Source organism: Novosphingobium sp. BL-A-41-Hi4B-X5A, from assembly GCF_055521705.1.
This window is the reverse complement of sequence record NZ_JBVFVT010000002.1, coordinates 672,061-696,764: the sequence shown is the minus strand read 5'-3', so window position 1 is coordinate 696,764 and position 24,704 is coordinate 672,061. Positions and strand designations below refer to the sequence as shown.

The 24,704-nt window shown below is 63.6% G+C and carries 24 protein-coding genes; 10 read left to right on the top strand and 14 right to left on the bottom strand.

From position 1 onward, the window contains the following. Positions 1–25 precede the first annotated feature (25 nt). Together ACZ1JY_RS18910 and ACZ1JY_RS18905 are read left to right on the top strand one after the other, a co-directional pair. Complete coding sequence (locus ACZ1JY_RS18910; RefSeq protein ID WP_465131142.1) at positions 26–1,009, top strand: Rieske 2Fe-2S domain-containing protein; 984 nt, start codon at positions 26–28, stop codon at positions 1,007–1,009. Next, positions 1,006–2,082, top strand: coding sequence for an amidohydrolase family protein (locus ACZ1JY_RS18905; RefSeq protein ID WP_465131141.1), 1,077 nt, complete (start codon positions 1,006–1,008; stop codon positions 2,080–2,082). The genes ACZ1JY_RS18910 and ACZ1JY_RS18905 overlap by 4 nt, the downstream gene beginning before the upstream one ends. Here ACZ1JY_RS18905 and ACZ1JY_RS18900 read toward each other — a convergent pair. After that, complete coding sequence (locus tag ACZ1JY_RS18900) at positions 2,067–2,975, bottom strand: LysR family transcriptional regulator (protein WP_118074935.1); 909 nt, start codon at positions 2,973–2,975, stop codon at positions 2,067–2,069. The genes ACZ1JY_RS18905 and ACZ1JY_RS18900 overlap by 16 nt on opposite strands. Positions 2,976–3,084: 109 nt before the next feature. Between ACZ1JY_RS18900 and ACZ1JY_RS18895 the strand changes: the two genes are divergently transcribed. Both ACZ1JY_RS18895 and ACZ1JY_RS18890 read left to right on the top strand, forming a co-directional pair. Continuing rightward, positions 3,085–4,023: a VOC family protein gene (locus ACZ1JY_RS18895; RefSeq protein ID WP_168905611.1), complete on the top strand. Its 939-nt coding sequence runs from the start codon at positions 3,085–3,087 to the stop codon at positions 4,021–4,023. A gap of 43 nt (positions 4,024–4,066) precedes the next feature. Further along, positions 4,067–5,146, top strand: coding sequence for a fumarylacetoacetate hydrolase family protein (locus ACZ1JY_RS18890; protein ID WP_465131140.1), 1,080 nt, complete (start codon positions 4,067–4,069; stop codon positions 5,144–5,146). Positions 5,147–5,626: 480 nt separating this feature from the next. On the opposite strand, the gene ACZ1JY_RS18885 is transcribed toward ACZ1JY_RS18890, so the two are convergent. The 13 genes from ACZ1JY_RS18885 to ACZ1JY_RS18825 all read right to left on the bottom strand — a co-directional run bounded on the left by ACZ1JY_RS18885 (position 5,627) and on the right by ACZ1JY_RS18825 (position 19,204). Beyond that, positions 5,627–8,071: a TonB-dependent receptor gene (locus ACZ1JY_RS18885; protein ID WP_465131139.1), complete on the bottom strand. Its 2,445-nt coding sequence runs from the start codon at positions 8,069–8,071 to the stop codon at positions 5,627–5,629. 124 nt (positions 8,072–8,195) lie between these two features. Then, on the bottom strand, positions 8,196–8,792 hold the full coding sequence (locus ACZ1JY_RS18880) for a cytochrome b (protein ID WP_465131138.1): 597 nt from the start codon (positions 8,790–8,792) through the stop codon (positions 8,196–8,198). Further along, positions 8,789–9,868: a fumarylacetoacetate hydrolase family protein gene (locus tag ACZ1JY_RS18875; protein WP_465131137.1), complete on the bottom strand. Its 1,080-nt coding sequence runs from the start codon at positions 9,866–9,868 to the stop codon at positions 8,789–8,791. Before ACZ1JY_RS18875 ends, ACZ1JY_RS18880 begins: the two co-directional genes overlap by 4 nt. A gap of 220 nt (positions 9,869–10,088) precedes the next feature. Further along, positions 10,089–11,294 carry a 3-oxoadipyl-CoA thiolase gene (gene pcaF / locus ACZ1JY_RS18870; RefSeq protein ID WP_465131136.1) on the bottom strand — a complete coding sequence of 402 codons (1,206 nt, stop codon included), beginning with the start codon at positions 11,292–11,294 and terminating at the stop codon, positions 10,089–10,091. Then, positions 11,291–11,929, bottom strand: coding sequence for a 3-oxoacid CoA-transferase subunit B (locus ACZ1JY_RS18865; RefSeq protein ID WP_465131135.1), 639 nt, complete (start codon positions 11,927–11,929; stop codon positions 11,291–11,293). Before ACZ1JY_RS18865 ends, pcaF begins: the two co-directional genes overlap by 4 nt. Continuing rightward, the gene (locus ACZ1JY_RS18860; protein ID WP_465131134.1) at positions 11,926–12,642 is read right to left on the bottom strand and encodes a CoA transferase subunit A; all 717 of its coding nucleotides are present in this window, start codon (positions 12,640–12,642) and stop codon (positions 11,926–11,928) included. Before ACZ1JY_RS18860 ends, ACZ1JY_RS18865 begins: the two co-directional genes overlap by 4 nt. Before the next feature lie 215 nt (positions 12,643–12,857). Beyond that, positions 12,858–13,511 carry an aspartate/glutamate racemase family protein gene (locus ACZ1JY_RS18855; RefSeq protein ID WP_465131133.1) on the bottom strand — a complete coding sequence of 218 codons (654 nt, stop codon included), beginning with the start codon at positions 13,509–13,511 and terminating at the stop codon, positions 12,858–12,860. A 10-nt stretch (positions 13,512–13,521) separates the two neighbouring features. Further along, positions 13,522–14,637 carry an FAD-dependent oxidoreductase gene (locus tag ACZ1JY_RS18850; RefSeq protein WP_465131132.1) on the bottom strand — a complete coding sequence of 372 codons (1,116 nt, stop codon included), beginning with the start codon at positions 14,635–14,637 and terminating at the stop codon, positions 13,522–13,524. Then, positions 14,637–15,455, bottom strand: coding sequence for an alpha/beta fold hydrolase (locus tag ACZ1JY_RS18845; protein ID WP_465131131.1), 819 nt, complete (start codon positions 15,453–15,455; stop codon positions 14,637–14,639). Before ACZ1JY_RS18845 ends, ACZ1JY_RS18850 begins: the two co-directional genes overlap by 1 nt. Further along, positions 15,452–16,270, bottom strand: a complete 819-nt coding sequence (locus ACZ1JY_RS18840; protein WP_465131130.1) for a DODA-type extradiol aromatic ring-opening family dioxygenase — start codon at positions 16,268–16,270, stop codon at positions 15,452–15,454. Before ACZ1JY_RS18840 ends, ACZ1JY_RS18845 begins: the two co-directional genes overlap by 4 nt. Next, positions 16,263–16,571, bottom strand: coding sequence for a hypothetical protein (locus ACZ1JY_RS18835; protein WP_465131129.1), 309 nt, complete (start codon positions 16,569–16,571; stop codon positions 16,263–16,265). Before ACZ1JY_RS18835 ends, ACZ1JY_RS18840 begins: the two co-directional genes overlap by 8 nt. After that, positions 16,568–17,722 carry an alpha/beta hydrolase family protein gene (locus tag ACZ1JY_RS18830; RefSeq protein ID WP_465131128.1) on the bottom strand — a complete coding sequence of 385 codons (1,155 nt, stop codon included), beginning with the start codon at positions 17,720–17,722 and terminating at the stop codon, positions 16,568–16,570. Before ACZ1JY_RS18830 ends, ACZ1JY_RS18835 begins: the two co-directional genes overlap by 4 nt. A 63-nt stretch (positions 17,723–17,785) precedes the next feature. Then, complete coding sequence (locus tag ACZ1JY_RS18825) at positions 17,786–19,204, bottom strand: amidohydrolase family protein (protein WP_465131127.1); 1,419 nt, start codon at positions 19,202–19,204, stop codon at positions 17,786–17,788. Between the two features lie 210 nt (positions 19,205–19,414). Between ACZ1JY_RS18825 and ACZ1JY_RS18820 the strand changes: the two genes are divergently transcribed. The 6 genes from ACZ1JY_RS18820 (at position 19,415) to ACZ1JY_RS18795 (ending at position 24,688) form a co-directional block, all read left to right on the top strand. After that, complete coding sequence (locus ACZ1JY_RS18820; RefSeq protein WP_465131126.1) at positions 19,415–20,053, top strand: TetR/AcrR family transcriptional regulator; 639 nt, start codon at positions 19,415–19,417, stop codon at positions 20,051–20,053. 234 nt (positions 20,054–20,287) lie between these two features. Continuing rightward, a complete protein-coding gene (locus ACZ1JY_RS18815) occupies positions 20,288–20,839 on the top strand; it encodes a cupin domain-containing protein (RefSeq protein ID WP_465131125.1) in 552 nt (183 codons plus the stop codon). A gap of 50 nt (positions 20,840–20,889) precedes the next feature. After that, positions 20,890–21,942 carry a Rieske 2Fe-2S domain-containing protein gene (locus ACZ1JY_RS18810; protein ID WP_465131124.1) on the top strand — a complete coding sequence of 351 codons (1,053 nt, stop codon included), beginning with the start codon at positions 20,890–20,892 and terminating at the stop codon, positions 21,940–21,942. 152 nt (positions 21,943–22,094) lie between these two features. Continuing rightward, complete coding sequence (locus ACZ1JY_RS18805) at positions 22,095–22,997, top strand: helix-turn-helix domain-containing protein (RefSeq protein ID WP_465131123.1); 903 nt, start codon at positions 22,095–22,097, stop codon at positions 22,995–22,997. Between the two features lie 133 nt (positions 22,998–23,130). After that, the gene (locus tag ACZ1JY_RS18800) at positions 23,131–23,643 is read left to right on the top strand and encodes a cupin domain-containing protein (protein ID WP_465131122.1); all 513 of its coding nucleotides are present in this window, start codon (positions 23,131–23,133) and stop codon (positions 23,641–23,643) included. A 22-nt stretch (positions 23,644–23,665) separates the two neighbouring features. Continuing rightward, complete coding sequence (locus ACZ1JY_RS18795; RefSeq protein WP_465131121.1) at positions 23,666–24,688, top strand: hydroxyquinol 1,2-dioxygenase; 1,023 nt, start codon at positions 23,666–23,668, stop codon at positions 24,686–24,688. Positions 24,689–24,704 lie beyond the last annotated feature (16 nt).

The window sequence follows — 24,704 nt, the reverse complement described above, 5'->3', positions numbered from 1 at the left end:
GTACATTGCCGCATTTTCACACGAAGTGGGGCGTGAGCCAATCGGCCGCACGATTCTGGACGTGCCGCTGGTGCTTTATCGCACCGAGGCTGGCGCGCCGGTTGCGATGTACGGCGTCTGCCCGCATCGCTATTTCCCGCTTGCCAAAGGGCGGGTCGAAGGAGACGCCGTCGTCTGCGGCTATCACGGTTTTCGGTTCGAGGCTGACGGCAAATGCAGCGCGATTCCCTCACAGGGGACCTCGGCCGGCTTTTGCCAGCCGACCTATCCGGTGGTGGAGCGTGGCCCGCTGTGCTGGATCTGGATGGGTGACCGGGATCTCCTCGACCCTGATCTGATCCCGCCATACGAGGATTTCGGTCTGGGCCAGGAGGGCTGGCATTTCAGTTCGGCCAACCATTTCGTGGTAAAGGGCCGGGCGCAATTGCTGATCGACAACCTGATGGACCTTACTCATCTGCCCTACCTGCACTGGCACATCCCCGGCGGTGATGCGATGAAGTCCATGCCGATGCGCGAGGAGGAGCGCGAGCGCAGCTACCGCCTGATCCGCACCGGCAAGCTGCCGTGGAGTTCCTTCAATGACGACATGTGGGGCGCGGAAAACCGCTACGAAGGACTGGCCGACTGGGAGTCCGTCACCGATTTCTACGGTCCCGAACTGATCCGCACGAACATGCCGCTGTTCACCGCCGTGCCCGGCCACGATACTGTCCCGCCGGAACTGGGCCATCTGCACATCCTGCATGGCATGACGCCCGAAACCGCGAACTCGACGCATTACTTCGGCTTCGCCACGCGCAATTTCCGGCTTGGCGATGCAAAGCTCGATGCGTTCCAGCTGGAATCCGACAGCCGCATCCGCCAGCAGGACATCGAGGCGATCGAAGCGATCGAGCCTGTGGCCGAAACGGCCTGCCAGATCCAGCGTGAACTGCTGGTCAAGGCTGACGGCCCGGCAGTCAAGGTGCGGCGGCGGATCGAGCAGATGCTTGAGGCCGAAGCATGAGCGCGACAGACCGGCTGACCACGTGCGGGCCGGAGCGCGCGCCGATCCCAGTCAGCCAGCGCGGCAGGCATCTGGTGGTCGATCTGCACTGCCACCTGAACGTCGCGGTGGCCGAGGCCTTCGTGCGCGGGCAGGTGAGCGACGTGCCCGATCCGATGGCCTTCATGTCACCCGCATCCCGCGCCACCAACGCGCAGATGTTTGCCACGGTCGGGCGAAAGCTCAACGGGGTGGACGAACGCCTTGCCGACATGGATCGGCTGGGGGTCGACGTTCAGGCGATCAGCCCTTCGCCGGGGCAATACTATTACTGGGCACCGCCTGAAGTGGGCCGTGAGGCCGCGCGACTGGTGAACGATGGCGTGGCCGAGGCCGCGGCAAAGCATCCCGACAGGCTGGTCGGAATGGGCACCGTGCCGCTGCAGGATGTCGCGATGGCGGTGGCCGAACTGCGCCGCTGCGTGAACGAGCTCGGCTTGCGCGGCGTGGAGATCGGGTCGAACGTGGCAGGGCGCGAACTGGCCGACGATGCGTTTCGGCCCTTCTTCGCGGCGGCCGAGGAGCTGGGCGTGCTTGTCTTCCTCCATCCGCTGGGCTTCACCCACGGGGCGCGGCTGGTCGAACATTACCTCGATAACATCATCGGCAACCCGCTCGAATCCTCGATCGCATTGAGCCACCTGATTTTCGGCGGCGTGCTAGAGGCACACTCAGGGCTCAAGCTGTGCGTGGCGCATGGTGGGGGGTACTTGCCAGCCTACTGGGGCCGGATGGACCACGCATTCCGTGCGCGCGAGGACTGCCGCCAACATATCAGCCGCGAGCCGTCCTCCTACCTGCGGCAAGTGTGGCTCGACACGCTCGTGTTCGACCGGGCGCAGCTGGACAGTCTGGTCGCCACGCATGGCGTCGATCGTCTATGCATGGGTACGGACTATCCTTTCGACATGGCCGAGCCCGACCCCCTGGCGTTCCACGACCACTTGCCTGAACCGGTAAAGGCCCGAATCCTTGGGTTGAACGCGGCGGAACTGCTGGGCCTCAAGTCCTGCGGGTGTCAGGCCGCGGGTTGACCCGCAATCTGGGCTGACAGGAGACCGAGCAACCAATGCACCCCGGTGTCGCTTTCGCGCACCTTGTGCCACTGCGCCACTTCGACGACCTCGGGGAAGGGGGCCCAGGTTTCGTGGATGCGGATCGGGTTGTGCTGGGCGAGATGCTCGGCATAGGCGCGGTGCATCGTAGCCAGGCGCTTGGTTCCGACCACGGCCCGGCATAGATCGGCAAATCCGGGGAGCAGCACTTCGATGCGACGATCGCGCCCGAAAGTGGCGATGTGGCTATCGGTCACGGACGGGCGGCGATCAGGGCCGAAAGTGGACACGGCATGGCCGGCACCGAAGAACACGTCCTCGGTGATGGCGCCATAGCCCGCGCCTTCCCAGCTGATGATGACGTCGGTGTCGCGCCACAGTTCGCGCGTGGGATAGCGCGCGTTGGCATAGGGCATGACGGTGAGGCACAGGTCGACTTCGGCGCGCTCCAGCCGCTCACCGGCGGAACTGCTGGGCGGGATGATTTCGAACGTGACGCCCGGGGCACTGGCCGAACACTTCGCGATCGCATCGGCCAGGACGATGGTGAACGCATAGTCCGATGCGATGATCAGGAAGTGGCGGGAAGACGTTGCCGGATCGAACGTTCCGGCGCGCGTAATCTCGCCCCTGATCTGCAGGAGCGCTCGTTTGACCGGACCACTGAGGGCTTCGGCCTTGGGCGTCGGCTGCATCCGGCGGCCTTGCAGGACCAGCAGATCGTCCTGAAAGTAATCGCGCAAGCGGTTGAGCGCACCGGTCACGGCAGGCTGCGTCAGGTGCAGCCGACGCGCTGCGTTCGAGACGTTCCGCTCTTCGATCAGCGCCTCGAGCGCCACCAGCAGATTAAGGTCAAGGCCGTCGAACCGCATTCCCACGACTTATCAGCAGTACTGATAAGTCGCAACGTACATATTCGATTGGACGTTAGCGGCGACAGGTCCGAAAGTCTGCATGATGCGAATTGGGAGTTGATTTGAAATGAAGTTGCGCAATCTGCACCATGTCTCTTTCGAAGTGAGGGACATGGCCGCGACCGAGCGGTTTGCACAGGACTTTGGCCTAATCACGGTTGAAAAGAACAGCGAGCGGCTGGTGATGGCAACCGCTGGCGCCGACGCATTCGCTTTCGTCGCATTCCCGGCAGAGACCCCGCGTTTCATCGGCTTTGCCTTTGAAGTGGATTCCGAGGCCGATCTGGAAGAAGCGGTGGCCCGGCATGGCGCAACGGCGGTAGCCGAGATCGACCTGCCAGGGGGCGGACGGTTTGTTTCCATGACCGATCCGAACGGCTTTCGCGTGGATCTGGTGCATGGCACCGGCAGCAAGGAGCCGGGCGAGCCATATCCCGGTTGGGAAATGAATTCGCCGCTTGGCTATCCTCGCGTCGGGCGGTTCGAGCCGAAGCGCCCGATGGCCCCGGCCAAGCTGTTCCGACTTGGTCACCTTGGCCTGTTCGTGCCCGACTTCAAGGCCTCGCTGCCTTGGTATCAGGAGGTGCTCGGCCTGATCCCCAGCGATGTCTATCACGTGCCCGGAATGCCGCAGGTTCAGATCATCGGCTTCTGCCGTCTGGATCGCGGCGACGAACTGGTCGATCACCACGTTGTCGCCCTGATGCAAAGCCGCGACGGCGTGGCAGGTTGCCATCACATCAGCTTCGAGGCGCAAGACTTTGAAGCCCAATTCATGGCGCACCGCTACCTTGAATCAAAGGGGTACGGCTTGATCTGGGGAGTTGGCCGCCATCCCCATGGCAGCCACGTTTTTGATGTCTGGCGCGATCCCGATGGCAACCGGTTCGAAACCTTCACCGACACCGACCGCCTCAACCGCGCTCATGGCACGCGCATCCACGACATCCACGACGTGGAAATGGATGTGTGGAGCTCCGAACCGCCGGACCGGTATTTCTCCTGAGCATCCTCAGCCCATCACGATCCAACATTTCTGGGAGAGTAATTTGAGCGACCACAGTTTTATCAAGCCGCTGCCCGCGGCCCCCGAACCCGATGGCATCGACCCCATGACCGGGCTCGTTTCGGGTTCTTTCGGGATCGGCACCTTCAGCGTCGATGGGCAATCGCCCTTCCCCGGCGTGGTAGTGCCAGGCGGCGCCGTCTTCAGCCTGGGTGACGAGTATCGCGATACCCACGCCGTCTTTGCGGATTGGGCGCGCGCCTCGAACCTCGCCAATGATGTGGCGGCCCGTCAGGACCGCTCCGCGCTTGATTACAGCGCGGTGCATATCCATGCCGTGCTCGAACACCCCAACATGCTCTGCGCCGGGTCCAACTACCGCCAGCACGTGGCGGAGATGATGACGTTCAACAAGTTCAACCAGGACAAGCGTCTGCCTGGCGAAAGCGACGAGCAGTTCTTCCAGCGCAACCTGGCGGAGATGGATCGCCGCGCGCGCGAGGGGATGCCGTTCTTCTGGACCGGTCTGCACTCCTCGCTGTGCGGACCGAACGACGACGTGCCACTGCCCCTGATCGGCGAACACCCGGACTGGGAGCTGGAGTTCGGCGCCATCGTTGGCAGCACGGGGCGCTACGTTCGTCCGGACGAGGCGGGCGACCTGATCGCGGCCTATGTCATGGTCAATGATCTTGGCACGGTTGACGAGTTTCGCCGAGCCGACGTGCGGTTCCAGTACGATTGGGTGAGCAAGCACCAGCCCAACTTCAAGCCGTTCGGGCCCTTCGCCGTGCCCAAGGAATTCGTTGATCGGTCCAAGGTGCAGATCCGGCTCAAGGTCAACGGCGAGCTTCGTCAGGATTGGCCGATCTCGGACATGATCTTCCAGCCCGAGCAGATCCTCTCCTACGCCTCGGAGCGCATCCGTCTGGTGCCGGGTGACCTGCTGATCACCGGATCGCCTCCCGGCAATGGCGCCATGTGGGGCAATGCCTGGCTCAAGCCGGGCGACGTGATGGAGAGCGAGATCACCTATCTCGGCCGACAGAAGAACCGCGTCGTTGCCGAGGAAACCGGCGGCCGGACGCCGACCTACGGTCCGTTCATCACCGAATGGGCATAAGCCACCAGTTCGACGGCGAACTGACACACTCAAGCCTGCGAGCCGCGAGGTTCGCAGGCTTTTGCTTGTGGCAACAACGCTGACGGCCGTGGCCTGCCGCCACGTTCCAGCGTTCATGACGGCACTAGGGTCAGGACCTATTGCTCACGCCTTCGAGGTTTGAGGCAAAATGGCCCAGCGTAAGGCGGATGGGCGCGGGAATAGTGGTTCTATTTATAGCCCATCCAACGCAGCGATGGGCCATTTGGTCAAATCCCTGCGGGACGCCGGAATGGCTTCCATCTCGAACGGAAATCCGCTTGGAAAGGCGATCAGCCTTCCCGGCGCGCATTTCCGCCCGATATGTACGCCATTCCGGCGCCTCGAAGGTGTGAGTAATGGGTCCTGACCCTAGCCAGACGAACAACGGCCCGGTAGCATTGCTACCGGGCCGTTGCAGCAAGCGCGGCTAGACGCTTGCCCCCCCTCAAATGTGCTGCATCAGAACGAGGCTGCAGCTCGCACGCCGTAAGTGCGGGGCGCGGTGTAGTTGGTGACAACCACGTTGCCGGTGGTCCCTGCAAAGTTCGACAGCGACGGGATCAGGCGGTTGCCGATGTTCTGGATGTAACCGGTGATTGACCATTTCCCCGTGCTGGGACCGAACCGCAGCGATGCGTCGGCGCTGAAGTCCGATCCCGAATTCTGGAACGACAGGTACTCGAAGGCAATCACGCGGTTCGAACGGTAACGTCCGTCGACGGTGGCAACCAGTTCATACTCGCCGAGTGGCACGGTCTGCTCGATGCCCGCATTGAACGCCAGCTTCGGCGAATTGAAGCCGGGCTGGCCGGAGCAATTGACCGCCCACACATCGCTGCGCGCACCGGTCGTCGATCCGGGGATCGGAGCGGTGGTTGCGGTGGTGGGGCAGCCGACCGGCGGCGGCAGCGCGTTGGCGCCTGCGTTGCGGATTGTGTTGTAGGTGAAGTCCAGCAGCTTGTTGTCGAGCCATTGGACCGAGCCGCGCAGCAGGGTGGTCTGCGTTGCCTTGACCTGCAGATCGACGTCGATCCCCTGGATGCGGGACTTGCCGATGTTCTCGGTGAAGAACGAGTTGCCGCCACCCGCATCGACGCCGAAGTGCGCAACCTGCTGGTCGGTATAGTTCCAGCGGAACGCCTCGATGTTCAGCTGCACCCGGTTGTCGAAGAACCGGTTCTTCATGCCCACGGTCCAAGCGGTGATGAATTCCGGCTCGTAGCTTTCGCGGCCCAGCGTGAAGTTGAACCCGCCCGAGCGGAAACCGGTTTCGTAGCTGGCATAGAACAGCGATTGCGGCGCAACATCGTACTCCACGGCAGCGCGCCAGGTGGTGCGATTGCGATCGAGCGACTTGTTGACCGGAACCGGCACGAAGAGCAGCCGGTTTCCGTTGGTGCCGTAAGCGACGCCGTTTGCGGGGCCCGGCAGAGTTGGCAGGGTGATCTTCTGTGCGAGTTCCGCGAAAGTGAGGGCGACAGGCACGGAAGGACCACCGATGCAGGTCGGTGCTGCGCAGATCTGGATCAGGTTGCGGCCGTCACCTGCGAAGCTCTTCTTGTCGTTGGTGTAACGGATGCCACCGACGACACGAAGCTGTTCCGTAGCATTGAACGTGAGACGCCCGTAGACCGCGCTCGACTTGTTCTTGCTCTTGAACTTCTGGAACGAGTTGACGGTGTACTGGCTGTAGTTCTGCGAGCCGCTGACGTTTTCGTCGAAGTAGAATGCGCCAAGCTGCCAGTCGATCGGACCGATGCGCTTGCCAGCAATGCGGGCTTCGAACGAGAACTGTTCGGACTTCTCGTTCACGAAACCGCCGCGGAAGGCCGGGCCGTTGAACAGGTAATTGGCCTTGGCATTGCGATACGCCGGGATGACGGTGATGTCACCGATGCCGGTTTCCCAGTTAACTTCGGCGCTGGCCCCATAGTAATCGTTGTCCATGAACGGCGTGGCGAGCGGGCCGGGATTGATGCGCGGACCACCGAGGACGATACTCCCGAAGTACGCCGCATTGCTGGGCGAAAGCAGACCCGAACGGGGATCCAGTCCGGTGGGCACGATGGTGTAGTTCGCAGGCGATGTGGCCGTGGCGGGCGTTCCTGGCGTCACGTTGACACGGTGGGTTATGGTCCCGCCCGGACCCTTGCCGCCGACGTGGGTGTAATCGCCCATCACGCGGACCGTGAGGTTCGGCGTCAGGTTGCTCAGCATCTGGACGCGCAGGGCATGGCCCTTTTCGTCCATCGTGCCATCGTCGTTGAAGCCATCGCGATCCAGCACTTTCCCGCTGATGCGCAGTGCGCCGTCTTCACCCATCGGGGCGTTGATGTAGGCTTCGCCGTCGAACGCGTTGTAGTTGCCATAGCCAACCGAAACACGGCCTGCCCACGTACCTGGTACCGGCTTGGCCGTCAGCACGTTGATCGCGCCGCCGGTCGCGTTGCGGCCATAGAGCGTGCCCTGCGGACCCTTGAGCACTTCGATCCGTTCAAGATCATAGAAGGCGCCGATGGTCGAACCGGGACGGCCATAATAAACGCCGTCGACATTGAAGGCGATCGCCGGATCGGTGTAGCCATTGTTGGTGAAATTGCCGACGCCACGGATGAAGTAGCTGGCCGTGACGCCGCCGCCACGTGCAATGTAGAGCGACGGCACGGCCGTGTTCAGCGCCGAGGACGTGGCGACGCCGGCGTTTTCCAGCTGCTGGGTCGAGATGACGTTGAGTGCAACTGCGGCGCGCTGCGAAGATTCCGTGCGGTGCTGCGCGGTGACGACGATTTCTTCAAGGCCGATGGCGGGCTGGTCTTCGGCTTGCGCGGTTTGCGCCATTGCGGGCATGGCTGCGGTCAGCGCGGCAGCCGTGATACTGGTAGCAGTCAGCAGTCTGTGTTTCATGGTTTTCCTCCCCAAGTGAACGAGTTGGTCCCGCCCCGATGCTTGTCCTGCACAGTTTCTGCTTGGTCAGACTGTGCGTCAAATAGATAGAACAGGGGCGACGTATCAGTTTGGTCAATGACTCCTACTGAACTGATGGCGCGTGATTTTCTGGCCGCCGACGTGGCAGGACACGCGTGATGAGATTGTCCCGAAGGACGAACTGGTGGTGCAAGGCAGCGGCGACATGACCGGCGACCAGCACCGTCATGAAGATTGCCAGCACTTCGTGCGCGCTATGAGCGAGCATGGCGCGTGGCAGGCTGGCCGTGACTGGCAGAAACGGCACGTCGACAAAGCCGAGGCTGATCGGATGGCGCTTGGGAAAGCTTGACGTGACGATCCAACCGGTCAGCGGCAAGGCGATCATCAGGCCATAGAGCAGGCCTTGCACCAGTCCGACAGCGCGCCTTTGCCAGGCCGAGACGAAATCGAGCGGAGGCGGCCTGTGGGCGAAGCGCCACGCAAGGCGTAGGTGGCTCAGCGCGAAGACGAGAATGCCTGTCACCTTGTGCAGGTTCATCAGGACGTCTTCGAATGCGAACTCGAAGTTGCCGCAGATGTAGCCCACAGCAAGATTGGCGATGATCATGACCGCGATCGCCCAATGCAGGGCGATCGCGGTGCGCGTATAATGCCGCGCTGGCAGCGCCTTGACTGTGGGAGCCGCCGCCGTGGTCATGCGGGCCACTCGGCAATGAACGGGCCGTAGGTCAGCGTCCCGTCTGTCTCTTCGGCGACGACCTTGTTGGTCTGGCGGCCAAGGTAGGTGATTTCGCTTTCGAGCACGTCGCCGGGCCGCATCCAGCGTCCATTGTGCATCGCGCCGTTGCCTGGAGGTGAGCCGGTGAGCAGGAAGTCACCAGGCATCAGGCGCACGCGCTCCGAAGCGTAGGAAAGCACTTGTTCCGGGGTGAAGATCATGTCGGTCACCGGCCAGTCCTGCATGACGGCGCCATTCAGCTTCATGCGGATCTGCATGCGCGACCGGTCGACGAACTGCTTGGGGACGATGAACGGGCCTGCCGGCTTGAAGTTCGGCTGGTGCTTGCTGACCCAGTCATGGCCCCAGCGCACATCGGCGCGACGGAATTCGTCGACTGTACCGAGGTCGTTGACCATCACGTAGCCTGCGATCAGCTGATCGGCGTCTTCCGGTTTCACGTACCGACCGGTTCGGGCGACAACTGCCGCCAGCTCAAGCTCCCAGTCATGGTGTTCGCCAACCAGGGGCAGGGGAATATCGGCGTTTGCTCCTGCCAGCGAACTGTGGAGGCCGGTCCAGAAGAAGGGCATGCCCTCGCGCGCACGGCGGTCAACTTCCTCGAGGTTGCGCAGGAAAAAGGATTCGTCGCTTTCACCAGGCAGGCGCTTGTCCTGGTTGAATTTGTTGTAGGTCATCATCTCGGCGACATGCTGCCGGTAATTCGACCCGGTACAGAGCATGTTCGGGCGCGAAACGGGGGGCAGGCACTCGACGTCACCGAGGCTCAGATCTGTGCCGCTGTCCTTGGCCGAAATGTCGGCGAGGAGGTCCAGCGCGCGGTCCCAATCCTCGAACAGGGCAAGGGTGTCGGTGTAATGTGCGGACAGGTCGTACAAGCCGCCCGCAGCCTGGACGAGGCCGGGGAAGGTTCGTTCATTGGCGCGATAGGTGCCGATGCCGAAGCTGCCGTCGATCAGGCCCGTGGCGGGGTTGATGTCTTCAGGCTGCGGTGCCGGCTTTGGCTGCAGATCATGCAAGGTGGACTTGGACATCACTTTCCCTTCCGATTTCAGTTGGAGACCAGGGGCTGGCAGCGCCGGGTGGCGGGCGACGCTACGGCGCGATCAGGTCTGCGGCGGAAATGGCGCAACTCCATGTATCCGTCCAATCGAAAGAAGGGGTATCTCTTATCACTCATACTTATAACTTCGGCACCGCTGGTGGACGCCGGTTTTCGCGCATCATCGGCGATCACGAACCCAGTCTCGGCCATCACACACGCTCCAGGATCATGGCGATGCCTTGTCCGACGCCGACGCACATCATGGCCAGCGCATAGCGGCCCTGCGTCGCCTGCAGTTCCTCAACCGCCGTCTGCACCAGCCTTGCGCCGGACATGCCAAGCGGATGGCCAAGGGCAATCGCGCCGCCGTTGGGATTGACGCGCGGGTCGAACGGATCAGTGCCGAGTTCGCGCAAGACCGGGATGGCTTGCGCGGCGAAGGCTTCGTTCAGTTCGATCACGTCCATCTGCGCCATGGTCAGCTCGGTTCGGGCGAGCAGGCGGCGGGCAGCGTCGACCGGGCCGATCCCCATCACGCGCGGAGCAACGCCTGCCGAAGCCATGCCGACGATGCGGGCGCGCGGCGTGAGGCAGTGGGCTTGCGCCGCCGCCTCGCTCGCCACGAGCATCGCCGCGGCACCGTCGTTGAGCCCGGAAGCATTGCCTGCCGTGACCGTGCCTTGCGCGTGGACCACCGGGCGCAAGGCAGCGAGGGCTGCAAGCGTGGTCGCGCGCGGGTGTTCGTCCTGCGCGAACAAGCGCGTCTCGCCCTTGGCCGCCGGAACGCTGACCGGAACGATCTCGCGGGCAAGGCGCCCGCCGGCCTGCGCCGCTGTCGTCTTCTCCTGGCTGGCCAGCGCAAAGCGGTCCTGTTCCTCGCGGCTGACCTGCCATTGCGCGGCGACGTTCTCCGCCGTTTGCGGCATGGTATCCACGCCGTAAGCCGCCTTCATCGCCGGATTAATGAAGCGCCAGCCAAGCGTGGTGTCCTCAATCTTCTGGTCGCGCCCGAAGGCGCCGCCCGCCTTGCCGAGCACATAGGGCGCCCGCGTCATGCTTTCCGCGCCGCCCGCAACCAGAACTTGCGCATCGCCGCTGCGGATTGCCTGTGCGGCGATGCCGACCGCATTCATGCCCGAACCGCACAGGCGGTTGATCGTCGCGCCCGGCACGGTCTCGGGCAGTCCCGCCAGCAGCGCGGCCATGCGCGCGAGGTTGCGATTGTCCTCGCCCGCCTGGTTGGCGCAGCCCAGCAGCACGTCATCGAGCGCGGCCCAGTCTACTTGTGGGTTGCGCTCCATCAACGCGCGCAAGGGAAGGGCGGCCAGATCATCGGCGCGAATGGCCGAAAGGCTGCCGTTCAGCCGGCCGATCGGCGTGCGCACCGCATCGCAGACGAACGCCTCGATCGTCATGCCGCAACCTGCAGCGGCGTGCCGGTGCGGGCGACGATCTCATCCACGCTGACGCCGGGCGCACATTCCACCAGTCGCAGGCCTGCGCCCTTGTCCACCGCGATCACGCCAAGGTCGGTCACGATCAGATCGACGACGCCGCGCCCGGTCAGTGGCAGGGTGCAGCGCTCGAGGATCTTGGGGCTGCCATCCTTGGCGCAATGGTCCATGACGACGATGATGCGCTTGACCCCGGCGACAAGGTCCATCGCCCCGCCCATGCCCTTCACCATCTTGCCGGGGATCGTCCAGTTGGCGAGATCGCCATTGGCGGCAACTTCCATCGCGCCCAGCACCGCCATGTCGATATGGCCGCCGCGGATCATCGCAAAGCTGTCGGCGCTGGAAAAGAAGCTGCTGTCGGGCAGGGCCGTGACGGTCTGCTTGCCGGCGTTGATCAGGTCGGGGTCGGCCTCGCCTTCGTACGGGAAGGGGCCGATGCCCAGCATCCCGTTCTCCGATTGCAGGGTGACATTGATGCCCGGCGGCACATGGTTGGCCACCAGCGTCGGGATGCCGATGCCAAGGTTCACGTAATAGCCATCGCGCAACTCCTGCGCGGCGCGGGCGGCCATGTCGTCGCGGCTCCAGCTCATCGTGCGGCCTCCGTGCGCGGGCGGGTGGTCAGCTTCTCGATGCGCTTTTCGTTGATGGTCGAAAGCACGATGCGGTCGACATAGATCCCAGGGGTATGGATGCAGTCGGGATCGAAGGTACCTGCGGGCACGATCTCCTCCACTTCCACCACAGTGATCTTCGCCGCCGTGGCCATGACCGGGTTGAAATTGCGCGCGGTGCGGCGGAACATGAGATTGCCCGAAGGATCGGCGCGCCACGCCTTGATGATCGCAAGGTCCGCGCGCAGCCAGGTCTCGCGCACGTATTCCTCGCCTTCGAACATCTCCGTCGGCTTGCCGTCGGCCACCACGGTGCCAACGCCGGTGCGGGTGTAGAACGCCGGGATGCCCGCGCCGCCTGCACGAATACGCTCGGCCAGCGTGCCTTGCGGGTTGAGCTCAAGGTCAAGCTCGCCGGAAAGGTACTGCTCCTCGAACAGCTTGTTGTCGCCCACATAGGACGCGATCATCCGCCTGATCTGGCGCGTCTTGAGCAGCATCCACAGGCCGAACCCGTCAGCCCCGGCATTGTTGGAAATGACCGTCAGGCCGCTCACCCCGGCATCACGGATCTCAGGGATAAGGCTCTCGGGATTGCCCGACAGGCCAAAGCCGCCAGACATGATCGTCATGCCATCGAACAGCACGCCTTCAAGCGCCGCGCGGGGATCGGGATGAATCTTGGACGACATGAAAACCTTCGACCTGACAGCCCTGCAAGAGAGTACGCGGCCTCCACCCGACCTGAGGCCGAGCGAATTGCGATTGCGAGCTTGGGGGTTAGGTCGCTGAATTTCTCACGGCGGTCCTGCATAAAGCCGAAGCGATTTTTGCATGAACGAGGCCAAGAGCGGATCGTCTGTGCAGCGGACCGTGCGGGACCGGATCCTGTCCGGTCCTGACCATGTCACCTGACCAGCGCGGCGCGGATGGCTTCCACCGCGCAGTCGGGCGTAACCAGGACGGGTTTGCCCGAACGGCGCTCCACCTCAAACCGGGCGCGGGCAAGACTGAACTGGGAAAGGGCGATTACTGCGCAGTCGGCGCCTTGGGCGGCGACCACTTCACCGGCCAGCCGGTCATGCTCGGCGCCGTTGCCGGCCTGCGCTGCGGCGAGCGCTCCGGGAACGTGGATCAGGGTGAGGTCGGCGCCTTCAGGGAATTCGGGCGGCATCGACTGAAGCGTGGGTTCGAACGTGGCGACAAGGCCGATCCGTCCTCCGTTCGCCAGTTCTACGGCGCGTTCGATCATGGCACTGTTGGGCTTGTGGACCGGGATATCGAGGTCTGCCGCAACCGCATCGATCGCCGGGCCGAACGCCGAGCAGGTGAACAGGATCGCCTCAGCCCCGGCCTGATGGCGGGCATAGCGGCCAAGGGTCAGGAACCGGTTGATCATTGCATCGGTCAGCTCGCCGTCCCGCGCGCGGTCGGCAGAGAGGCTGTCATCTAGGAGGTTGATCCGGAAGGCTTCGGGCCAGAGGCGGGCGAAAGCCTCGTTGATCGGGGCGATCGACAGTTCGAGGGCGTGGATCAGGGCTATGCGGCGCTGGGTGGTCATGGGAGTGTGATCACAGGGGCTGGGCGAGCAGGTCAAGCGTCTGGCCGATCAGCGCGGTCTGTTCCTCGGGCGGGCGCCCGGCCTGTTCGCGGCGGCCGATCTCGAGCGAGTTTTCAACCACGGCGCGGCAGCGGTGCCAGCGGCGGTCCGTATAGGTGCGGAACATGGCTTCGATATCGTCCCCGCCACGGCTCAGTTCCTCGGCCAGCACGACAGCGTCTTCCACGGCCATGCCTGCGCCCGAGGCGAGGTGCGGGGTGGTGGGATGAGCGGCATCGCCGACGAGGAGCACGCGCCCGGAATGCCACGGCGGCGGGAGCAGGAAGGCTTCGAGCGGGCGGACGACGATGGGCGAGTTTTCGTTCAGCCCTTCGCGCAGTTCGGCAAGCGGACCGCCATAGTCGGACAGCATCCGGTGCATGTAGGTGTAGAGCTCGGCGTCCGGGATGATCTCGCGCTTGGCCACGGTTTCGAGCAGGAACAGGTAGACGTGAGTCGCCGATACCGGGCTGAGCCCGACCTTGTAGGGGCCGCCGAGGAAATAGTGCCGTCCGTGGATGCCCGCGGGGCGCGGGGCGAAGAGGCGCCAGATCATCTGGCCGGTATATTCGGGTGCGGGCGCATCCGGCATGATCAGGCGGCGCACGCGCGAAAACAGTCCGTCGGCGCCGATGAGGAGATCGTAGGTGCCGCTCGATCCGTCGGAGAATCCAGCGAGAACCTTGTCGCCCTCCTCCTCCAGCCGGTCCACCGTGATGCCAAGGCGCGGCTCGATGCCGATGGCACGGACCCGGCCAGACAGGACGCGGTGCAGATCAGGGCGCATAATTCCGCCGCTGCCGGGGATGCTCTCATCATCCAGAGCCGGATCGGGCACGTGATTGAGCGCGGTGCCATCGGCGGCGCAGATCTGGATGCCATCACCGCCGAAGCCGGTTGCCATCAATTCATCGAGAATGCCGAGGCGGGAGAAAGCACGCCAGGTGGGTCGGGTGATGGTAATTCCCGCGCCATAGACGCGCCACTGGGGATCGTTGTCGATCAGGTCCACCTCGGCGCCGATTTTCTTCAGTGCGATTGAGCAGGACATCCCGGCGATACCGCCGCCGACGATCAGGACACGCATCAGTAGTTCGCTCCAGAATGGGTGGGAGGTCCGCTCAGTCCGTCGACGAATGCGGCCAGCAGGCGGGTGTACGTTTCGCTGTGTTCGATGTTGACGAGGTGGGCGCCGGGGAGAACCTGATAGCGCGCGCCCGGAATGGCCGCGGCAATGGTGGCGACCGTTTCGGCCGGGGCGGCAGTATCGCCCTCTCCGGCAAGGACCAGAGTGGGCACGGTGATGGTGGGGAGCAGGGCGCGGTTGTCGAGCGCGGCAATCGCGCGGGCGGCCTGGCAATAGCCTTCGACGGTAGTATCGGCGACAAGCTGGCCGATCCGGGCCACGGCCTCGGCGATAGCCTGATCCGCGTTGGCGAGGAATTCAGGGGTGAACCAGCGTGACAGGGTTGGCCCGACCTGGCTGGCCATGCCTTCTGCCTCTGCCGCAGCGATGCGATCCTGCCATGCCGCGACGACGGGCGGGGGAGCATAGGCAACGCCGTTGGACAGGACGAGGCCTGCAACCCGGTCAGGATAGCGAGCGCCGATCTGCTGGGCGATCATGCTGCCGAACGAAAGGCCGACATAGACCGCAGGTTCGGCGCAGAGGGGGGCAAGGGCATCGGCCACCGCATCGGCAAAGTCAGCCATCGAGGGCTGTCCTGCCAGCGCGGGGCTTTGCCCGTGGCCCGGCAGATCCACCGCGATGACGCGAAAGCGGCGGGACAGCGCGGCGATCTGTGGCTCCCACATCGCACTGCTGGTGGCGATGGCGTGGAGCAGGACCAGCACCGGCGCATCGGCTGGGCCGCTGTCCGTCAGGTGAAGCGAGCCGCCGGTCATGCCATCCACCGTCCAAGGCCGATGCCGGTGTACCAGTCCGTCACCGGGGCATAGTGATCGAGCGTGAAGCCGCGGCAATCGGCGATTCCGTGGGCGACCAGCCAGTTGCGGATTTCCTCCGCGCCGTTGCCGGCTTCGTTCACGTGATCCTGCGACCAGACGGCGAGCGGCTCTGCCTCGCCCTGCCCGAGGAGCTTGAGGAAGGTGCGGTCGAACTCTTCGTTGATCGCGCCCATGCGCGGGGTGCCGACATCGTGGCTGAGCCCGCCGGTGGCAAGAACGACGACGCGGGCCGGGCTCTCCCATGACAGGATCGCCTCGCGCACGGCGCGGCCGATGGCGATGCAGCGCGCCATCAGCGGCAGCGGCGGCTGCACGCAATTGACCAGCAGCGGAACGCAGGGGAATTGTCCGCTGATTCCCGCAAGTTCGAGCGGGGTGATCATGCCGTGGTCAAGCGTCAGGTCCATCGACAGGGCCGGTTCGAACCCGTTGGCGAACAGGCTGCCAAGGAGGTGCGCGGCAAAGGCAGGATTGCCCGTGATCTCGCGCTTTTCCACCTTCAGCCAGTCTTCCACCGGGCTGGAGAAGCTGTCACCAAGGCCGAGGCAGAAGGCGGGCACATGGTCGAAGAAGTTATGCAGGTGATCGTCCGAGATCAGCAGCATGACATCGGGCCTGATCGCGGCGATCTCCTCGCCCAGCGCCTTGAATGCGGTGAACACGCCGTGGCTGAGGTCCTTGGGTGGGTTGCCGGGCAGGTTGGTCATCACCGGGGTGTGACTGACGGCGAAGATTCCGGCGATTTCAGCCATGGTTCACGTCCTCGGCAACGGCGCGCAGGGCGGCGAGATAGTCTGGTTCGGGGATGCGCAACTGCAGGCAATAGGCGCGCAGCAGGTAGGGGTTGGCGCCGAGGAGATAGAGCTTGCCTATGTCGGTCCCGGCAAAGGCCTGAACCGTTTCGGGGGCCATGCCCGGATAATCGGCCAGGTAGGCCGCCGGATCGGCGAAATAGCGCTTTTCCTCCGCCCGGTCGTGCTGCACGCGGAACAGGACGCGGTTGATCCGGTGCGCCTCGGGCGAGGGGATCAGTTCGACCCAGTTGCGGTTCACAGCCCGGCCTCCTTCGCCACCTGCTTGCACAGCCAGTCCATGATGGTCGGCAGGGTCTTGGGCGTCAGGCCCATGTGCCCGCCCGGGAACATGCGCACCGCCTTGGGTTCGCCATGATCGAGCAGAAGGTCGATATCGGCGACCGGGCATTGCTGGTCGAACCGGCCATTGACCAGCAGCAGCGGGGCATTGGGCTGATCGAGCAGGCCCTGATCGAGCAGCGAGAGCCTCTCGAAAAACTGGGCATATTCCTCGTCGGTCTGGGCGCCCAGCATCAGCATGCGGGTTTCGACCAGCTCCATCAGGTAGCTTTCGGGATGGCGCGAGGCGAGGATCCAGTCACGCTGGAACATGTAGTGCGCCCCGCCGCCCCAGTTCACCGCAGCGGCGATCCGGTCCTTGTGGAGATAGGCAAGGCGCGTGGCCCAATAGCCGCCGAACGAACGGCCAAGGCAGCCGGGGCGGCTGGGGGCGAGGTCGGTCTGTGCCGCGATCCAGTCAAGCACGGGGACGAACTGGCGTTCGGCATCGGGCACGCCGCGCACAGGGGATTCGCCGGTGCCCGGGCCGTCCATGGCGATGGTGGCAAAGCCGCGGGCAAGGGCGAGCTCGCAGGCGGCGGTCATCTGTTCCTTCCACGCATCGACGCCGCCCCACATGACGATCACCGGCGGGCGCTCGACCCCGGCGGGGCGGCGATAGAGGAACGACACTTCCTTGCCTTCGCCCTCGCGCCCGGCGAAGGGCACGGTGATCTTGGTCACCGGATTTTCGAACAGGGCGCCCGCCTTGAGATAGGCTTCGCGTTCGCGCACGTGGCAGGCCATCTTGTCGGGATGGTTGGGGCAGGGGAAGCGGCCAAGGAAGAAGAAGCCGTGGGCGCGCATATAGTGTTTGCGTGCAGCATCAAGATCGCCAGCGGCCTCTGCCGCCTCGGCCTGTCCCCAAGCTGCTTCGCCCGCCGGGCGCCATGCCGCCGCCCAGTTGACCGGGTCCAGCCCTTCAAGCTCGTTCACCACGCTGGCGGTGTCTTCCAGCGAGAGGTTGTTCATCGGGTGGATCTTCTTGGCCGTGCGGTCCAGCATCCATTCCTTGGCCTCGGCCAGGGTGCGGGGCCGTTCGCGCGGGGGCGTGGGAGCGGTGTCGGTCATGGCAGTTCCTTGCAAATGATGGGCCCGCTCCGGGCGGGCGAATCTCGGTAAGTGCGGGCGCGATCAGGCTGCAGCAGCGGCCTTGGCGGCGGCGACGAGGCGGCGGTGCGATCCGGCGGCGGCGCCGGCCACTTCGCGGGCGTTGACCCCGACGAGCTTGCCGTCGCGCTTCAGGATCTTGCCGTCGACCATCACCGTGTCGACGTTTGCCACCTGGCCGTGCTGGACCAGCTGAAAGGCGGCGTCGCTTTCCTCCACCGGGAGCATGTTGATGTCGTCAGTGCGCACCATGATGAGGTCGGCGCGCTTGCCCGGGGTGAGGGTGCCGGTCACCCCGCCAAGGCCGAGCACATGGGCGCCGTTCGCCGTGGCAAGTTCGAGCATCTGGTCCGGCATCAGCAGGCCGTTGGTGTGGTCGTTCGGGTCACCGGGCGTGAACACGATCTGTTCGAAGCTGGCGCCGTCCTTCTTGGCGATGCGGCCCGAATTCATGATCGTGCGCATCGAGCCGAAGGGGTCGACGCTGGTCTGGCAGGTGACGTCCACGCTCATCCCGATGTCGCGAAAAGCGACCCCGTTTTTGAGGAACTGGAGGATCGGAGGCAGGCCCGCGCCGATCAGCGGATCGGTGCTGGGGCAGAGCCCGATCTTGACCCCGCGCGCAGCGAGCAGTTGCATGAATTCGGCCGGGGTGCCGGGGCCGTGCGTAAAGATGAAATCGGGGCCGAGCAGGTCGAGCACGCCCGCGAGATTGGCATGGGGCGCCACGGTCTTGAGGCCCGCAGCGCGCGAGGCGAGGACTTCCTCGCGGAAGGTGTCGGCATCGTGGCAGACCACACCGAGGTCGATCAGGCCATCGCCGTTTTCATCGAGCCAAGCCCGGGCGGCGGCGATATCGTCGGCGCCGATCGGCTTGCGGTTCGGCCCGCCAAGCCGTCCCAGGCCGAGCCGGGCGCGAATCCCGCTGTCGGCAAGGGCGCGGGCCTCGGCAATGTCGTCCTCGTGCCCGCGCAGAGCATTTGCCCAGTCGTGGCAGGTGGTGACGCCTGCATTGATCGCCTCTGTCGCGGCATAGCGGACCGCGTTGTAGTGATCCTCGGCGGTGTAGAGCGGGGCGAGGCGGTGGAGAGCGAAATAGCCCGGCGCATCGTGGGCAAGGCCGCGCCAGATCGAGTTCCACATGTGCCAGTGGACTTCGACGAAGCCGGGCATGACGATCATGTTGCGGGCATCGATCACTTCGGCGCCTGACGCGGGCAGGTTTTCACCCACGGCTTCGATCACGCCGCCATCGACCAGCACGTCGCAGATGTCAGGCGCGCTGACCGCGGCGTCCATGGTCAGCACCCTGCCGCCGCGCAGCAGGTACCGGCCGCGTCCGATCTGATGAACGCCGTTCAGTTCCACGCAATCCTCCATATCCACGCGCGCCGCGCCGAACGGGCCGCCCAGTTCGCTCCGTGATCCACCATGTGCGGCCAAGGGTCCTGCACAAATCCAACGTGTGTCTGCACGTAGTCACAGCGCGGATTGCGTGACGCCCCCGTCAGGGTGGTCATGCGTCGAGGGTCAAGCGGGGCGTATCCGGCCAGCGCTTAGGTCAATCGTACAGTTTTTGCCGCTGCCCGTTTGACGACAGGCACTGCAGTCTGCCATCCAGCGGTGGCATGAACACAGGTTGGAGGTGCTGCCGTGGCACTGGCGGAAAGCAAGAGTTCCAGAACGAGGCGCCGTATTCTCGATGCGGCGGAGGTGGAATTTGCCGCCCATGGTTTTGATGGCGTGTCGATGCGGCAGATCGCCGATGGCTCGGCACAGGCCTTGGGGGTGGTTACCTATCACTTCACTTCGAAGGAAGCGCTGTTTGAAGAGGTGGTCGTCCGTCGCGCTCAGGAAATCAACAGTTTGCGGCACGCCGCACTTGCCTCGCTGGACGACCCCACGCTCGAGAAGGTCATTGATGCCTTTCTCGGTCCCTTTCTCGACAGGATGAAGAATGGCGGTGAAGGGTGGACTGCCTATGCGCAATTGCTTGCCCAGATCAGCCATCAGGCGCGGTGGTCGGGTCTGCTTTCGCGCCTCTTCGGCGAAACCGTCAGGCGGTTCATTCGCGCCATGCGTGATGCGGAAAAAGGGCTGTCACTCGAAGATGCGCAGCACGGCTATGTCCATCTAGTAGCGGTCATGGTTGGCATGTTTGCTTCAACCCGCTTGATTGACAGACTGTCTCCAACCGGGGGCCCGGACAGTCTTGCCCGGCAGTACGAGGCTTCGATCACGTTCGTCGCGCATGGCATTCGCGGGCTGAAGCAAGTCTCCGAAGCTGCCTGATTACCTTTTAGTACGAACGACCGAAAAATGTTGACGCCGCGTTGGGTCGGATACATCATGGAAATGCCGACCGCGATTCATCTTCGAACTTGTCGCGGTTTTCGTACGCTTCATCGATTCTGCACCGCTGTGCCCTTGATGGCCAAGGCCGCCTCGATCGGTTCGTGAGTTGCAGTGGCATGGAGAGCAACTGCTGGAGTGGCTTGCTGCTGCCCGGCGTCGGGGGAGGATTTCATGAAGACAGCGCCATTCAAGCGTATCGTGACCGGGCACAATGCTGCGGGCAAGGCCATCATCGCAGAAGACGGCCCGCCGCCCCGGGTCATCGACACAGGCGAGACGATGCCGCTGGTTTATGAGCTCTGGAGCACCCGCGAAACCCCGGCCCGCGTTTCGCGCCTGATGCAGGAGCCAGCCGAATCGCCCTCGCTGCCCCCGCCCCCTGGTGGCACGCGGGCACGGATCATCGACTTTCCGCCCGATAGCCGGGCGGCCGATGCCACTCGCGACGACATCCGCAATCACTTCGAGGCCATGGGCGGCCATGGGATCATGGACGAATCCGACGCCCCGCACAAACTCATGCACCGGACGCAGTCAGTCGACATCGCCATTGTTCTTGAAGGCGAGATCTATTGCATAGTCGATGAGGGCGAGAGCCTGGCCAAGGCCGGCGATGTCATCGTGCAGTGCGGCACCAACCACGCCTGGTCAAACCGGACTGACAAGATCTGCCGAATGGCGTTCTTCATGATCGACGGCACGTTCGACGCGGATATTGCCTGAGGCTATCTGCAGTAGCCCATGGCGCCGTTCCGACTTGACGAGACGCGAGCATGTCAGAAGCAGCATCAGCCAAATTCGTCCGCAATGCCTGGTACGTTGCCGCAACCGTCGAAGAACTCGATGCAGCTCCGGTTACGCGGCGCATCCTGGGGCTTCCGATCTTTCTCTATCGGAATGCAGGCCGGCGTGCCATCGCCATGCTGGACCGTTGCCCGCACCGGCGCTTCCCGATGTCGCAGGGGATCATGGAGCCGGACGGTGTGCGTTGTGGGTACCATGGCCTGAAATTTGCCCATGATGGCCGCTGCACTGATGTCCCTGCGCAGCCCGACCGTTGCGCATCGTTGAGCATTCGCACTTTCGAGACGGTGGAATTCGCAGACTGGATCTGGGTGTGGACGGGCGATGAACCTTCGGCAGGGCGTTTGCCGCCGCAGGCTCCGGAGTTCGTGGAGACCGGCCAATGGCGCAGGCGGCAGATCTGCGCCCATCACGTCAAGGCACGGGCCTCGCTGTTTCACGACAATCTGCTCGATCTGAGTCACCTGACGTTCCTGCATGCCGGGAACATCGGGGGGAGCAACGTTGCAACCACGCGGCCGGACATGACCGTCACGGACTTCGGCCTTTCGGTAAGGCGGTCTGTACTCGATCCCGAGATGTGGCGACTGCCGCTGGGCAAGGCGCTGGGTATTTCCGGTACGGTGGTCCGGGTGCTGCATCAGCAGTTCTACATCCCCAACCTGCACATTACCGGCTCGGCCTTTTTCGAGGCAACGGACACTGGTGAGGCTGGCGCGGAAATCGGAAGCTTCCGCGTGCTTCACGCACTAACGCCCGAGACCGAGACGACGATGCACTATTTTCAGGCCTACCAGCGCAATTTCCTGATCGACGACGCGGCTACCGACGCGATGATGGAAAAGGTGCTGAACCTGCCGATACCCGAGGATGTCTTTGCGACAGAGACGATCGAGCGTGAACTCGCCCTCGCCAGCGCTGGTCTCGAGGCCGAACAGCACATCATTTCGGACGTCGTGGGCTTGCGTGGTCGGGCTCTCATGGCTCGTGCCCTGGAGGCGGAACGGCCGTCACCGTCCTGAGACCTGCGGCATGGCAGGCCTTGCAATGCCGGCCAGCCATGCCCCTCCATGCATATTTGTACAACCGTACGAATCATGATAAGGCCGCAATGGCAAGAAGCTGGAAAACAGCGGTGCGGGGAGATGGCAATGGTATCCGTGGAGCGTGACGCGTGACTTTGCGCACTGGCGATGGCCTCACCGTGGCTCATACCCATGGAATCCTGGGCCGCCATCCGCACAGCATCAAGCATTCCAGCGACCGTCTGGGCTGGCGCAGGATGTACGCGTCCCAGCAGAGCGAGCGGCCTTACCAGGACAGTTTTGTCGCCAACGACCTTCACCTGCTGGTGCTGCATCTTGGCGGACCGGTGAAGATTGAGCGCAGCCTTGGCGGTGTGCACCACGCCGCCAATATTCAGCCAGGCGGCATGTTCTATCTGCCTGCAGCCATGGATTTCAGCGTGGCTTTGCATTCACCGCTCGAAACTCTTCACATCTATCTGAAGACCGAGCTTCTAGTGGCAGCTGCGCGCGAGCTTTGCGCCGGAGACCCGGAGAAGGTCGAGTTCATTCCGCGTCTGGGGCGCCGGGATACGACAGTCGAACACCTCGGCAGCATGGTGCGGACCATGATCAAGGATGGGCAGACAGACATGTTTGCCGATGCTGCCGCGCTGATGCTCGCCTCTCATCTTGTGCGTGAGCATTCAACCGCGCGGCCTTGCGAAATCGTAGTAGCTGGCGGCCTCAATCCCCGGCAGGTCAAGGCGGTGAGAGATCTGGTCGAGGACCGTATGGAGGACAGCCTTTCGGTGGAGGACCTTGCAGCGGCGGCATCGCTGAGCCCGATCCACTTCGCACGGCAATTCAAGAAGTCCACCGGGCAATCGCCACATCAGTTCCTGATCGATGCCCGTCTCAATCGCGCAGCGGACCTTTTGCGAAGTGACCTGTCGATTGCGGAGATTGCCTACCGCTGCGGGTTTGCGCATCAGGAACATATGACGCGCCTGTTCAGCCAGAAGCGCGGCGTAACTCCGGGCGCCTATCGCAAGGCACTGACATCCAGATAAGCCTGTCGCCCATTTGAAGCGGAGCGCACGCTGTGCCCCGCTTTGAAAATGCCAAAACTCGTTGCGTTTATGCAGGAATAGCCAGCCCGCTACTGGCAGTCATCTCCGCGCCACATCATGACGGAGAGGGCATATGGCGACAACGCCAACGAAGTTTGGGTCGCTTGAAGATTTCAGCAAGGGGCGGGTGGAGATCATCAACGATGATCCCCGCAATTACGTTTTTTCCAATGTGTTCGAGGTCGCCAAGGTATCCGCGCCATATGAGCGCGTGGCGGTTGGCCAGAATCTCGAATACGTCATCGAGGCGGCGCGGGCCGAAGGGCAATCGCCGTGGTTCAGCTGCGCGCACGATGAATTTGCACTGTGCATGGACGGCGAAATCGAAGTTCACTTCGTAAAGCTGCCCGAACCTGCCGCAGTCGTCGATCCAACCTCCGAGGGCGCGGTGCGCCTTGCAGATGAGCAGGTCAGTGGCGAGCCGATGGGGCGCGTGGTGCTGCGTCGGGGGCATATGGCGATGCTTCCGTTCGGATCGGCCTATCGGTTTCAGGCCAACCGCACAGGGGTGGTGCTGTTCCAGACGATCGTCGGCGATGTCACCGTGATGAAGTGGGCTGACATCTGCCAGACCGAACCGGCTTGAAGATCCCAAAGGAGTTACCGACATGGCCATGAGCGAAGCTCTTCTTGCCACGCCTGGGCAGGGCAATGCCTGCACAGACACCGAAATCTTCGCCGCCAGCAACGAGACAGGCTATCGCTCGTTCCGCGCGGGCACCTTCACCTTTGTCCGCGATGAATACTTTGCCCGGCTGGACTGGCCCGGTGGATCGCACATCATGCCGATCGACGTGTTCCTGCGCGCCCTGATGCGCGACGTTGCATGGGGCTTCTTCTACGGCGTGGTGAACTTCGATTCCGTGTTCGGCACGATCAATCACTATGGCGAAGTGACGATGTTTGCTGGCCGCTTCAACGATTCCTATCGCGAAGCTGGCCGCGACCACGAAGAGCGGTTCCGGTCGGACGCCCTGATGGGCCTGTTCAAGGCCATGCTGGAGGACTGGACCAACGCGGGCTTCGATCCCTTTGCCGCGCCGATGGAGACCGGCGAGCCGTGGGGCCGCAAGCATGGCGACAACTTGGTGGCGATCGAGCGCCAGCGCGTTACCGCGCGCCGCATGGTCGGCCTGCCCGGCGATACTCCGCTGCGCACTGATGAAGCCGGCTTCCCGGTCAACCGCCAGTTCGCTGACGTGGCTCAGGACGAGCCTCTGGTCGAGGCGCGCCCCGGCTTCGAAGGTGAGGTCAGTGCGTTCAACCTGTTCGCCTATCTCTCCCGCTCGGACGTGACCTGGAATCCCAGTGTCTGCTCGGTCGTCGGCGACAGCCTGTTCTGCCCGACATCGGAGGAGTTCATCCTTCCGGTCGAGCATGGCAACGACCGTTGCGAATGGTTCCTGCAGCTTTCCGACGAGATTACCTGGGACGTGAAGGACAAGGAAACCGGCCGTCCGCGGGCAAGGGTGATCGCCAAGGCCGGTGACATCTGCTGCATGCCTGCCGACATCCGCCATCAAGGCTATTCGACCAAGCGTTCGATGCTGCTGGTGTGGGAGAACGGTTCGCCCAAGATTCCGCAGATGATCGCCGATGGCACCGCGCCCGTCGTCTCCGTAACATTCTGACAGGCGTGAACATGAT

Excerpts from the sequence above, each read along its gene's own strand:
- ACZ1JY_RS18905 (WP_465131141.1), top strand. The coding sequence starts at position 1,006 with ATGAGCGCGACAGACCGGCTGACCACGTGCGGGCCGGAGCGCGCGCCG.
- ACZ1JY_RS18900 (WP_118074935.1), bottom strand. The coding sequence starts at position 2,975 with ATGCGGTTCGACGGCCTTGACCTTAATCTGCTGGTGGCGCTCGAGGCG.
- ACZ1JY_RS18895 (WP_168905611.1), top strand. The coding sequence starts at position 3,085 with ATGAAGTTGCGCAATCTGCACCATGTCTCTTTCGAAGTGAGGGACATG.
- ACZ1JY_RS18885 (WP_465131139.1), bottom strand. The coding sequence starts at position 8,071 with ATGAAACACAGACTGCTGACTGCTACCAGTATCACGGCTGCCGCGCTG.
- ACZ1JY_RS18880 (WP_465131138.1), bottom strand. The coding sequence starts at position 8,792 with ATGACCACGGCGGCGGCTCCCACAGTCAAGGCGCTGCCAGCGCGGCAT.
- ACZ1JY_RS18875 (WP_465131137.1), bottom strand. The coding sequence starts at position 9,868 with ATGTCCAAGTCCACCTTGCATGATCTGCAGCCAAAGCCGGCACCGCAG.
- pcaF (WP_465131136.1), bottom strand. The coding sequence starts at position 11,294 with ATGACGATCGAGGCGTTCGTCTGCGATGCGGTGCGCACGCCGATCGGC.
- ACZ1JY_RS18865 (WP_465131135.1), bottom strand. The coding sequence starts at position 11,929 with ATGAGCTGGAGCCGCGACGACATGGCCGCCCGCGCCGCGCAGGAGTTG.
- ACZ1JY_RS18860 (WP_465131134.1), bottom strand. The coding sequence starts at position 12,642 with ATGTCGTCCAAGATTCATCCCGATCCCCGCGCGGCGCTTGAAGGCGTG.
- ACZ1JY_RS18855 (WP_465131133.1), bottom strand. The coding sequence starts at position 13,511 with ATGACCACCCAGCGCCGCATAGCCCTGATCCACGCCCTCGAACTGTCG.
- ACZ1JY_RS18850 (WP_465131132.1), bottom strand. The coding sequence starts at position 14,637 with ATGCGTGTCCTGATCGTCGGCGGCGGTATCGCCGGGATGTCCTGCTCA.
- ACZ1JY_RS18845 (WP_465131131.1), bottom strand. The coding sequence starts at position 15,455 with ATGACCGGCGGCTCGCTTCACCTGACGGACAGCGGCCCAGCCGATGCG.
- ACZ1JY_RS18840 (WP_465131130.1), bottom strand. The coding sequence starts at position 16,270 with ATGGCTGAAATCGCCGGAATCTTCGCCGTCAGTCACACCCCGGTGATG.
- ACZ1JY_RS18830 (WP_465131128.1), bottom strand. The coding sequence starts at position 17,722 with ATGACCGACACCGCTCCCACGCCCCCGCGCGAACGGCCCCGCACCCTG.
- ACZ1JY_RS18815 (WP_465131125.1), top strand. The coding sequence starts at position 20,288 with ATGAAGACAGCGCCATTCAAGCGTATCGTGACCGGGCACAATGCTGCG.
- ACZ1JY_RS18810 (WP_465131124.1), top strand. The coding sequence starts at position 20,890 with ATGTCAGAAGCAGCATCAGCCAAATTCGTCCGCAATGCCTGGTACGTT.
- ACZ1JY_RS18800 (WP_465131122.1), top strand. The coding sequence starts at position 23,131 with ATGGCGACAACGCCAACGAAGTTTGGGTCGCTTGAAGATTTCAGCAAG.
- ACZ1JY_RS18795 (WP_465131121.1), top strand. The coding sequence starts at position 23,666 with ATGGCCATGAGCGAAGCTCTTCTTGCCACGCCTGGGCAGGGCAATGCC.